We start from the raw sequence: 11,537 nt of genomic DNA, 5'->3' as shown, positions 1-11,537 counted from the left end.
CTCAACAGAATATCCTGGAAAGGCGAATAAAAATTATCAGGCATAAAAAAAGCCACCCCGCAGGATGGCTTAGTTATCGCAAATCGGTGCTTAGTGCTTCTCACGTCCGCCCAGGAAAAAAATACCCAGCGGTATAGCCAACAGAACGGTGAATACCAGACTGTAGACAAAGATCATCGCCGATTGCAGGACATACATGCTGGTTGTCCAGGCAGAGAGAGGAATGTTGTACTGTTCGATGACGCCAACAATCGTGGCACGCCCCACGCACGCGGCAGCAATCATAAACACGACCAGCAGCGCCAGGAGGAACTTGCGGCCTTCAGGCGTTTTCAGTTTTGCACGAACCATCTCTCTTCCCTTTTACAGATGAATAACATTATAGAGGGTCTAAAATAACACAAACGCCTGCCGGACTCCACGCCAGTACAAATCTCTACTTAAATGGCAAATATGTGGTTTATTACGCTATTCATATTGAAAATGTAAGTAAATAACACCAATCATTCATAGTTGATATGTTAACCTGTGCAGGATCGTTTTGACATAAAGGAATGACAATGAAAAACGCACCTAAATTTGCCATCGCACTCATCGCCGCCGCGTGCGTCAGCACCAGCGCTTTCGCCAGCGAAACACCTAAAGCGCAGCCGCTGGAAAAAGTCGCCCCGTATCCGAAAGCGGATAAAGGGATGACGCGTCAGGTGATTCAGCTTCCGGTTCAGCAGGATGAAGCGAACTACAAAGTGGAGCTGTTAATTGGCAAGACGCTGGAAGTGGACTGCAACCAGCATCGTCTGGGTGGTCAGCTGGAAAGCAAAACGCTGGAAGGCTGGGGTTACGACTACTACGTCTTTGATAAAGTCACCTCTCCGGTCTCCACCATGATGGCCTGCCCGGATGGCAAGAAAGAGAAGAAATTTGTGACCGCCTATCTGGGCGACAACAGCCTGCTGCGCTACAACAGCAAGTTGCCGATCGTGGTTTATACGCCTGAAAATGTGGAAGTGAAGTATCGCGTGTGGAAGGCTGAAGAGAAGATTGAGCAGGCTGTCGTACGTTGAAATTAAGTCGGGTGGCGGCTTCGCCTTACCCGACCTACAAAACAACACCGACCATAGGCCGGGTAGGCGTCAGTGCCACCCGGCTTTTTTACCTTACAGCGCGATATCCGCAACCGGTTTGTTTTCCGGCTGAGGCTTCAGCTCCGCTTTTGGCGCAGCATCCGCAGCCTGCGGTTTGATGTACTGCAGCTGCAGTACGCGGCTGGTGTATTCCAGCTCCTGCTCCGTCGCGCTCACGTTACCGTTCAGCTTCGTGCCGTAGGATGGAATAATGGTCTTCAGCTTCGCCTGCCATTCCGGACTGGCGACTTTATCTTTAAACACTTTTTCCATCAGGTGCAGCATGATTGGCGCAGCGGTAGACGCACCCGGTGACGCACCCAGCAGCGCGGCGATGGTGCCGTCCTTATCGCTCACCACTTCGGTGCCCAGACGCAGCACGCCACCCTCTTTCGGATCGCGCTTGATGATCTGCACGCGCTGACCCGCCTGCCACAGACGCCAGTCTTCTTTCTTCGCCTCAGGGTAGTACTCTTTCAGCGCTTCGAAACGGTCGTCGTCAGAGAGCATCACCTGGCTAATCAGGTATTTCACCAGATCGAAGTTATCCAGCCCCACGTCCATCATCGGCTTGACGTTAGAGGTGGTGGTTGCGCTCAGCAGATCCCACAGGGAGCCGTTTTTCAGGAATTTAGTGGAGAAGGTCGCGAACGGGCCAAACAGCACCACGCGTTTGCCGTCAAGCATACGGGTATCGATGTGCGGAACAGACATTGGCGGCGCGCCCACGGAAGCCTGACCGTACACTTTTGCCAGATGACGATTCACCACTTCCGGGTTATCGGACACCAGGAACTGACCGCCCACCGGGAAGCCCGCGTAGTCGTCCGCCTCCGGAATGCCGGACTCCTGCAGCAGCTTCAGCGCGGCACCGCCCGCACCGATAAAGACAAACTTCGCCTTGATGACGTGCTCGGCTTCGTTGTTTTTCAGATCGGCAACGGTCACGCTCCAGCTGTTATCCGCGTTGCGCTTGAAACCGCGCACTTCGGTGCTGAGCTGCAGGTTGAAGTTCTCTTTTTTCTTCAGGGACGTCACCAGCTGACGGGTAATTTCACCGTAGTTGACGTCGGTACCAATTTCGGTACGGGTCGCCGCCACTTTCTGGTTCGGGTCACGACCTTCCATGACCAGCGGAGCCCACTCTTTAATCTGCGCGTGGTCTTCAGAGTATTTCATCCCGCGGAACAGCGTGCTCTGCTGCAGTGCGGCGTAGCGCGCGCGCAGGAAGTTGACGTTCTGCTCGCCCCACACAAAGCTCATGTGCGGTACGGTGTTGATGAAAGAGTGCGGGTCGTGCAATACGCCGCTGTTGACCTGGTGAGACCAGAACTGACGAGATACCTGGAACGCCTCGTTGATCTCTACCGCCTTCTCGATACTAATGGAACCGTCCTTTTTCTGCGGCGTATAGTTCAGTTCCATGAGTGCCGAATGGCCGGTACCGGCGTTGTTCCAGCCGTTCGAACTCTCCTGCGCCACGCCATCAAGGCGCTCGACCATGGTCATTGACCAGTCCGGCTGCAGTTCTTGCAGATAGGTTCCCAGCGTGGCGCTCATGATACCGCCACCGATTAAAAGGACGTCCGTTTCCTGCTCTTTTGGTGCGTCAGCTTTCGCCGCCATAGAGACGGTGTTAAGCCCCACGGCCAGAGAAAAGAGCATGGCAGTCATTTTTTTCATAATTTATGCCTTAGTGTAAAAGTGCTTGATGCGTGGAAATTGCAGGTGAAACAAGCTGCGGGGGCACGGTAACAACTTTTAAATATTGTTTAAAGGTTACGAAATTATTGTAATTGTGAAATTTAATGATGGATTGTTTGTGAGGAATTATCGAAGCGTCTGGTAAAGCGCGGTTTAACTGGCTAGTATGTTGCGTTTTGTGATCGCGCGCACGGAAGCCTGCCCTAACCAGCGAAACGTTATGTCCCTACCCCATTCTGCTGTCTCTCCCGAAAACCGTGTCGCCAGCGTGCTGCGTTCCCCTAAACAGCTGACGCGTGAAACGCTGGCTGGCGTGATTACCGCCCTGGCGCTGATCCCCGAGGTCATCTCATTTTCCGTCGTGGCGGGCGTTGACCCGAAGGTCAGCCTGATCGCTTCCGTGGTGCTGTGTCTTGCCCTGTCCGTGCTGGGTGGTCGCCCGGCGATGGTCACGGCCGCGGCCGGTTCCGTGGCGCTGGTTATTGGACCCATGGTGCATCAGCACGGCGTACAGTACATTCTTCCCGCCGTGCTCATGGCTGGCGTAATTCAGATTCTGTTTGGCGTGCTGGGCATGGCAAGGCTGATGCGCTTTATTCCCCAGTCGGTCATGACCGGGTTTGTTAACGCCCTCGGCATTTTGATCTTCATAGCTCAGGTTCCGCATTTCTGGAGCCGAAGCCCGCTGATTGTGGGCCTGTTCGTGCTGACGGTGCTGATCGTGCTGTGGGTGCCGCGCTATTTCAAAAGCATCCCTTCCCCGCTGATTGCGATTGTGCTGTTAACCTTGTTTACGGTTTCGACCGGGCAAAGCCTGCCGACCGTGGGCGATGAAGGCGCCATGAGAGGCGGCTTGCCGGGTCTTAGCGAACTTCTGGTCCCCCTCAATCTACAGACGCTGAGCATAATCTGGCCGTGCGCGTTGAGCATCGCGTTTGTCGGCCTGCTGGAATCCCTGCTGACCGCAAAGCTGGTGGATGAGCTGACCGCGACGCCGTCAAGTAAACGCCGCGAAAGCATTGGATTAGGCGTCGGCAATATCCTGGCCGGATTTTACGGTGGTATTGCGGGCTGCGCGATGATCGGACAAACCATCGTTAACGTGGAGATGGGGAAAGGCCGAAGCCGCATTTCAACCTTCGCTGCGGGCATCGTGCTGCTGATCCTGGTGACGGCGCTCAGCGACGTGATGGCCAACATCCCGATGGCGGTGCTGGCGGGCATTATGGCGATCGTCGCCGTTAAAACCTTCAGCTGGCACAGCCTTCAGCCGGCCACGCTGAAAACGGCCCCGATTGCAGAAACGGTCGTCATGCTGGTCACCGTTGCCGCCACGGTATCAACCGGCAATCTGGCGATTGGCGTGCTGGGCGGGATTATCGTCATGGTGCTGCTTCCCGCCCGCATTAAGCGTCGGCTTAAAGCAGAAAAATCGTCGCCAGCCCAAGAAAAATAAAGAAACCGCCGGTATCGGTGATGGCGGTGATCATCACGCTCGACCCCACCGCGGGGTCGCGCCCCAGTTTGGTCATGGTCAACGGGATAATAACGCCCATCATCGATGCCACGAGCAGATTCAGCACCATCGCCAGCATCATCACGCCGCCTAGCGCCATATCGTCATACAGCCACCAGGTGATGCCGCCCATAATGCCGCCCCACACCAGGCCGTTGATCAGCGCCACGCCCATCTCTCTGAAGATCAGAAAGGCGAAGTTGCCGGGCTGAATATTTTCCAGCGCCAGCGCGCGGACGATCATGGTAATGGTCTGGTTTCCGGTGTTGCCGCCAATCCCGGCCACAATCGGCATCAGCGAGGCCAGCGCCACCAGCTGCGAAATGGTGTGTTCAAAGCCGTCAATCACGCGGGAGGCGATAAACGCGGTACACAGGTTAATGGCCAGCCACGCCCAGCGCGTTTTCACCGCCTTGCCGACGGAGGCATGGACGTCATCTTCCGCGCTGATCCCCCCCAGCGCACGCAGATCGTTATCGGTTTCTTCATAAACGACGTCAACGATCTCGTCGATGGTCAGACGCCCCATCAGTTTGCCGACGGAGTCCACGACGGCGGCACTCACGAGGTCATCACGTTCGAAGGTACGCGCCGCTTTTTCCGCATCGTCCTCCGGGGAGAAGACCATCGGCTCGTTTTCCATCACCTCGCTCACCTTCCGCTGGGTGCTGTTGAGCAGGATGGTTTTCAGCTCCAGCTCGCCAAGCAGGGTTTTATCCCGGGAGGTGACAAACAGCTTATCGGTGTTATCCGGCATTTTGCCCAGGCGGCGCAGATAGCGCTGCACGGTGCCGAGCGTCACGTCCGGGCGCACCGTGATCACGCCGAACTCCATAATCGCGCCGACGCTGTTTTTCTCGTAATGCATCACCTGACGCACGCGCGCGCGTTCATCGGCAGGCAGTGACGCCAGCAGGCGGCCGGTCAGGTTTCGCGGCAGGTGTTGAACCAGGTAAATCTGTTCGTCGATATCCAGGGTTTGCAGAGCGTCGAGAATATCCCGGTCGCTCATCTCGTCGATCAGGTCGTCCCAGACGTTTTCGGAGGCCTCAAGCAGCACCTGCCCGCGCTCGTGATCCTGCACCAGCCGCCACAGGGCGTGACGTTCTTCCGAGGGAAGCGCTTCCAGAGTATCCGCCAGATCCGGCGGCGGGAGATGAGCAACCAGCGCACCTACCTCAGCAATATCGTCGGCTAACGTGCCGACATCATATTGCTCAGCCAGGGTCAGTTTGCCTAATAGCGTAGACGTGACCGCTTTATCGGTCGTGAGAAGCCAGATCAGTCGCGCACGTTCCTGGTCACGCTGCCTGGCGCTGTTTTTCTTTAATACCGACATCAATCATAAATCCATGAAATAAGTTGGTATTAAGCATAGCGCGAGGATATGTAAATAAGAATAAACAACGGGCCGGGATGGAGAAAAAAGCGACATATCGTGCAAATCATTGTGCCCGGCAGCGCTACGCTTGCACGGGCCTACAAAATCCCAGGCCGGGTAAGGCGAAGCCGCCACCCGGCACACGGGCATCAGGCCGTGCGCGCCACCGCGTCACGCGAGGCCGCATCGCGCGCTTCACCGGTCAGCTCGCTCAGCCTGCCGTCGCGCATCTCCAGCAAGCGGTCAGCGTGAATAAAGTAATGATCGTCGTGGCTGATGGCGAAAATGGTTTTGCCCATCTCCTGCATCAGCGGCAGCAGCACCTGATAAAACTCGCGGCGGAAGTGCGGGTCCTGATCCGCCGCCCACTCGTCGAGCAGAATGATGTCACGCTCTTCCGCCAGCGCCAGCAGCAGCGCCACGCGTTTTTTCTGCCCTTTGGAGAGTTTGAGGTTAAGGATCTTGCCGTCCTGAAGTTCCAGCTTGTGCGACATCTGCAGGTGCGCCAGCCATTTTTCCACCAGCGCAGGATTGGCCTGCTGCCCTTCCGGCCCCAGCAGCCGATCAAACAGCCAGACGTCGGTGAACACCGCCGAGAAAAGCTTGCGGTAATCCTCGGGCTTCTCCGCACTCAGCGCCGTGCCATCCAGTAAAATCTCGCCCGACTGCGGCTGATAAAGCCCGGTGAGCAGCATCGCCAGCGTCGATTTACCGCTGCCGTTGCCGCCAATCAGGAACAGCAGCTCGCCGCGGCGGATCGTCAGATTGAGCGGCCCCACGGAGAAGGCGCTGTCCTGATAGCGGAACGTGACGTTACGCAGCTCGAGCGTCTGCCAGTTCGGGAAGGCCTGCGGGCGAGGGAATTCGGGCTTAAACGGCGCGAGATCGAATTTTTTGAGTTTATTAAAGGCCACCTGCGCACTCAGCAAGGTGGGCAATGCGCCGACCGCCGAGAGCAGCGGCGTGCGCAAAAACAGCAGCGTCAGTGAGTAGGTTGCCGCGACGGCGGTGTCCGCCCAGCCCAGGCTGTTCGCCATCCAGAATACCAGGCCAATGGCGCCCAGCATCATAATGTTTGACCAGTTCACCGCGCTCAGGTGGAAGGTATCGGCGCGAATGATGTGATGCCGGTACTCGCGCGCGTCCGGAATATAGAGATGGTTAAAGATGTACTCGGCGCGCTCGCGGTTCAGGGTGAGCTCTTTGCGCCCTTCCAGTACCGTCTGGTAGTCGTTATAGAGCTTATCTTCGGTTTCGCGCAGCACCGCCATGTGTTTATAGACGCGGGACACCAGCACAAAACCGCCCCAGATGGTGATGGCAATCCACAGCGCAGTCACCGCCAGCATTTTGCTGGAGAGCCAGGCGAGATAGGCCGCCGAGCCGAAGGTCAGAATGATCCCCTGCACCAGCTCCGGCAGACGAACGAACGCGATAGTAATGGCGCGAACGTCGCTGGTCAGCCCCGCCAGCAGGGAGGCGCTGCCGAGCTGCTCGACGCGCTCGACCTGAGTGTCCAGGATGCGCTTGATAAACTCGCTGCGCAAACGGAAAACGAAATGGTGGCCGAGCGCAGTCAGCGCCAGCTGGGAGCCGAGCGTAACCGCCATCAACAGCAGCAGCAGGCCGAGAAACTCCGGCAATACGGAGAGCGAGGTGTCGACCATCTCAATCAACCGCACGTTAATAAACGCGATCAGGCCAATACCCAGCGCGGCGCTGGCCAGGCTTAACGCCATGACGGCGACGAAGGGCCAGCGGTACTGACGCCAGACAAGGAGAAGTAGTTGCATGCAGGCAATCCGGACAATAAAAATCAGCGAGCAGTGTAAACTGCCCTGCGCGGACATCAAGAATAATTCTTATTTTAGTTTACGCATCCCCGCCTGACGGAAGGTCAGATTAAAGCGGTACTCGCCCGTGAGGGGGTGAACGCCGGGTTTCAGCGGCTGAATGCCGTGATAGTAAAGCCGCGATTCCCTGCCCCACACCACCACATCGCCATGTTCCAGCATGATGCGTTTGAGCGGATCGTTGCGGCGTAATCCCCCAAACTGAAAGACGACGGGCAGGCCTAACGATACCGAAACGATAGGCGCGCGCAGATCGGGCTCATCCTTGTCCTGATGCAGCGAGAGCTTCGCCCCGACGGCGTAGCGGTTGATCAGACAGGCGTCAGGACGGAAGTCAGGATAATCCGCCGCCACGGCAGCCTCGTGACAAAGTGCCTGGAAAACCGCAGGCATGGGAGGCCACGGCCGACCTGTCGTGGGATCGTTCGGAGCATACACATACCCACGTTCGTTTGTCGCCCAGCCCAGTTCGCCGCAGTTGGTCATGGCCACCGACATGGTGTAGCCGCCCGGCGTCACCATATGGCGAAACGGTGAAACCGCCGTCACCTCTTCAATACCGGCAAGCAATGCCTCCGCACGGGAGAGAGCAAAGCGGCGCAGGATCACCGCCCCTGGCGCAAGCGGTTCCTGCCAGGGTTCAGCATCCGCAAAAAGATCGAGCATTATTCCTCCCGGCATTTCGCCTCACGTTTCAGTAATAGCGCTTTTCGCGCCGTCCCCCAGCGATAGCCCGACAGCGCACCGTCGTTGCGAACCACCCGATGACAGGGGATCACAATCGCCAGCGTGTTTGCCGCACAGGCGCCTGCTACGGCGCGTACCGCACCGGGTTGACCAATCGCCTGCGCCACCTGCTGGTAACTTGCCGTTTCACCGCAGGGAATTGCGCGAAGGGCCTGCCAGACGCGCTGCTGGAACGCGGTACCGCGAATATCCAGCGGCAGCGCAAGCGGTACGTCGCGGTTATCAATACTGGCAATGACCTGATGGATCCGCTGTACGAAGGCGTCGTCCCGCGGCGCGTGCGTTGCTTTTGGAAATTGCGTGGCAAGCTCTGCGGTTAATTCAGCATCGGTGTCACCCAGCAGAATCGCGCAGATCCCCCGCTCGCTTTCGGCGACCAGACAGCGTCCTAACGAACAGTCATCGATGGCATACCGAACGGCCACCTCTCCTTTACGGTACTGCTTCGCCGTCATGCCCAACGCATCGTTGGCTTTACGATAATAGCTGCTGCTGTCGGGAAATCCCGCTGCCAGCACGGCATCGGTAATTTTGTCTCCCTGCGCAAGCGCGGTGCGCAGACGCTGACCCCGCGCCGCCTGCTGCCAGGCTTTTGGCGTCATGCCGGTCACGGATTTAAACAGGCGGTGGAAATGGAAAGGACTCATGGCAACCTGCTCCGCCAGCCTCTCCAGAGTTAGCGCAGGATCCTGCTCCAGAAGCCGGCAGGCGTGTTCCACTTTTGCCAGCTTTTGCGCCTGCGGATCGCGCTTGTCCGGCATGCAGCGCTTGCACGGACGAAAGCCCGCCTGAGCGGCGTGCCGGGCATCGGGATAAAAGCGGACATTTTTACGCAGCGCGTGGCGGGCGCGGCATGACGGACGGCAGAAAATACCGGTCGTCTGCACGGCGAAGACAAACTGATCGTCAGCGAGCGGATCGCGGGCCAGCACGGCCTGCCAGCGATCCTCATCGGTAGTGAAGGTTGGGTTTTTCATGATCGGCTCCTCGTATAAGCATACATAGAGCGTGCCTGAGCGCCACCGATAAAAAACCCGCAACCTTGCTTTTTAATTTTTGTCGCTGACCAGGAAACTGTTGAACTGCGGCGAGCTCCAGGTTTTAAACCCGTCGCCCTCTTTGGTGATCATATAAACCGCCAGCCCTTCCTGACGGACCACCTCTTTGGCTTTTTCCGGGCCAAGAACCATTAATCCGGTATCCCAGGCATCCGCTTCGAGCGCGGTGGGGGCAATGACCGTCACCGAGACCAGGTTATGCGTGATGGGGCGACCGGTCTGCGGATCAATCACGTGCGAAATACGCTTCCCGTCAAGTTCATAATAGTTGCGATAGCTTCCGGAAGTGCTGATGCCATGTCCGTTGATATCCACTATCGCCTGCACGGCATTTTGCCGATCCGTCGGTTTTTGAATCGCCACGCGCCACGGTTTATCGCTGGCGTTCATGCCCCGACTGACCAACGCGCCGCCCACGGAGACCAGATAACGGGAAATCCCCTCCTGCGCCATCAGTGCAGCAAGATGATCCGCCGCATAGCCTTCCCCGACCGTCGACAGATCGACAAACAGATCGGGGATATCTTTTTGCAGGTACTGCTGCCCGTACTGGTTGATGACGGTCAGATGCTGTAGCCCGGTCCGGGCGCGGGCGTCATCAACGACCGCCTGTTCGGGCGTCTTCACCGGCTGTTTATTCGGGCCAAATCCCCAGAGGTTCACCAGAGGGCCGACGGTGACATCCATCGCACCGTTGGTTTTATAACCTACGCGCATTGCCTCGGTCACGATATCGGCCATCGCCTCGCTCACCGGCCACAGGGAGGTACTGGTGGAAAGATTGAAGCGCATCAGCGCCGAGTCATTTTTATAGGTCGACAGCAGCTGATCGTCGGCGTCCAGCTGTGCCTGGATTTTGCCGCGAAGCTCATCCGTGCGCGATTTATCGAGGTTCATCACGCTGACGCGCCAGAAGGTGCCCATCGTTTTGCCTTCGAGCACCGTCGCGGCAGGTGCGTCGGTTTTCGCCACGGGCGCGGGATCGTTACACGCGGTCAGGAAAAAAAGCATAGCCAGAAAGCTGGCGCGTAAAAAAGTCATGTCCATTCATTATTATCCTCATGCCAGGGCGGCAAGAGTACACCAAAACAGGCGCGTTGTGAGAATCTGAGAAGCACAAAAAAAGGGAGCCATCAGGCCCCCTTACGTCACACGATGGCACGATTAGAACTGGTAAACCAGGCCCAGCGCGACGATATCGTCAGTACCGATACCCGCCTGACGGGTGAAGTCATTTTCATCAACCAGGTTGATTTTGTAATCCACGTAGGTGGACATATTTTTGTTGAAGTAGTAAGTCGCCCCAACATCAACATATTTCAGCAGATCCTGATCGCCGTAACCTTCGATGTCTTTGCCTTTAGACTGCAGGTAAGCCACGGATGGACGCAGGCCGAAGTCAAACTGGTACTGAGCAACCACTTCGAAGTTCTGCGCTTTGTTAGCCCAACCCAGATCGCCTGCGCGAGTCGCGTTGTAGGTTTGGGTATACTGAGCAGCCAGGTAGATGTTGTTCGCGTCGTATTTCAAACCACCGGTGTAGGTTTCAGCACGGTCGCCAGTACCGAAGCCCATGTCGTTCTGGGAACTGGTGCGCTTAGAGCTGGACACGGCAGTACCAATACCGAAGCCTTCGCCCAGGTTATAAGTGATAGAACCGCCAACGCCATCACCGTTCTGACGCAGTGCTTCACGACCGTTGTTAGTCTGATCTTCACCGCTTACGCTACCGTTTTTACCTTGATACTGAACAGCGAAGTTCAGGCCATCAACCAGGCCGAAGAAATCGCTGTTACGGTAGGTCGCAAAGCCGTTACCACGCTGCTGCATGAAGTTGTCAGAACCGTAGGTGTCGCCGCCGAATTCTGGCAGAACGTCGGTCCAGGAAGTTACATCGTAAACCACACCGTAGTTACGACCGTAGTCGAAAGAACCCGCGTCACCAAATTTCAGACCGGCAAACGCCACACGGGTCCAGGCGTTGTTTTCGTTCTCACCTGAGTTACCCTGAATCTGGTATTCCCACTGGCCGTAACCGGTCAGCTGATCGTTAACCTGAGTTTCGCCTTTAAAGCCAAGACGCATGTAGGTCTGGTCGCCATCTGCGCTATCGTCATCGGAGAAATAGTGCAGACCATCGACTTTGCCGTACAG

Annotated in this window: 10 protein-coding genes; 2 read left to right on the top strand and 8 right to left on the bottom strand. The window is 56.9% G+C overall.

Annotation, left to right across the window (positions count from 1 at the left end):
• Positions 1-90: 90 nt before the first annotated feature.
• Positions 91-351, bottom strand: coding sequence for a DUF2534 family protein (locus tag N6P30_RS17860; RefSeq protein ID WP_008500962.1), 261 nt, complete (start codon positions 349-351; stop codon positions 91-93).
• Between the two features lie 209 nt (positions 352-560).
• Here N6P30_RS17860 and eco point away from each other — a divergent pair, with 209 nt between their 5' ends.
• Entirely contained in the window at positions 561-1,064 is a 504-nt protein-coding gene (gene eco, locus N6P30_RS17855; RefSeq protein ID WP_032652775.1) for a serine protease inhibitor ecotin, read from the top strand.
• A gap of 93 nt (positions 1,065-1,157) precedes the next feature.
• Here eco and mqo read toward each other — a convergent pair whose 3' ends face one another.
• The gene (gene mqo, locus N6P30_RS17850) at positions 1,158-2,807 is read right to left on the bottom strand and encodes a malate dehydrogenase (quinone) (protein ID WP_023325740.1); all 1,650 of its coding nucleotides are present in this window, start codon (positions 2,805-2,807) and stop codon (positions 1,158-1,160) included.
• 187 nt (positions 2,808-2,994) lie between these two features.
• Between mqo and N6P30_RS17845 the strand changes: the two genes are divergently transcribed.
• A complete protein-coding gene (locus N6P30_RS17845; protein ID WP_050488731.1) occupies positions 2,995-4,284 on the top strand; it encodes a SulP family inorganic anion transporter in 1,290 nt (429 codons plus the stop codon).
• Here the strand turns inward: N6P30_RS17845 and mgtE are convergent.
• The 6 genes from mgtE to N6P30_RS17815 all read right to left on the bottom strand — a co-directional run.
• Positions 4,247-5,683 carry a magnesium transporter gene (gene mgtE / locus N6P30_RS17840; protein ID WP_021241530.1) on the bottom strand — a complete coding sequence of 479 codons (1,437 nt, stop codon included), beginning with the start codon at positions 5,681-5,683 and terminating at the stop codon, positions 4,247-4,249. The genes N6P30_RS17845 and mgtE overlap by 38 nt on opposite strands.
• Positions 5,684-5,874: 191 nt before the next feature.
• Positions 5,875-7,518, bottom strand: coding sequence for a multidrug ABC transporter permease/ATP-binding protein (locus N6P30_RS17835; protein ID WP_058673330.1), 1,644 nt, complete (start codon positions 7,516-7,518; stop codon positions 5,875-5,877).
• A gap of 69 nt (positions 7,519-7,587) precedes the next feature.
• A complete protein-coding gene (gene alkB, locus N6P30_RS17830) occupies positions 7,588-8,244 on the bottom strand; it encodes a DNA oxidative demethylase AlkB (protein WP_032663176.1) in 657 nt (218 codons plus the stop codon).
• Complete coding sequence (gene ada / locus N6P30_RS17825) at positions 8,244-9,302, bottom strand: bifunctional DNA-binding transcriptional regulator/O6-methylguanine-DNA methyltransferase Ada (RefSeq protein WP_032663175.1); 1,059 nt, start codon at positions 9,300-9,302, stop codon at positions 8,244-8,246. The genes alkB and ada overlap by 1 nt, the downstream gene beginning before the upstream one ends.
• Positions 9,303-9,374: 72 nt before the next feature.
• Positions 9,375-10,430, bottom strand: a complete 1,056-nt coding sequence (apbE, locus tag N6P30_RS17820; RefSeq protein WP_032663174.1) for an FAD:protein FMN transferase ApbE — start codon at positions 10,428-10,430, stop codon at positions 9,375-9,377.
• Between the two features lie 117 nt (positions 10,431-10,547).
• Positions 10,548-11,537, bottom strand: a 990-nt coding sequence (locus tag N6P30_RS17815; RefSeq protein ID WP_260629962.1) for a porin OmpC, incomplete at its 5' end; no start/stop codon positions are given.

This window comes from Enterobacter sp. PL1 (genome assembly GCF_945957325.1).
Taxonomy (GTDB): Bacteria; Pseudomonadota; Gammaproteobacteria; order Enterobacterales; family Enterobacteriaceae; genus Enterobacter; species Enterobacter roggenkampii.
Note: the sequence above shows the minus strand (reverse complement) of the source record. Positions and strands in the feature narration are given on the sequence as shown.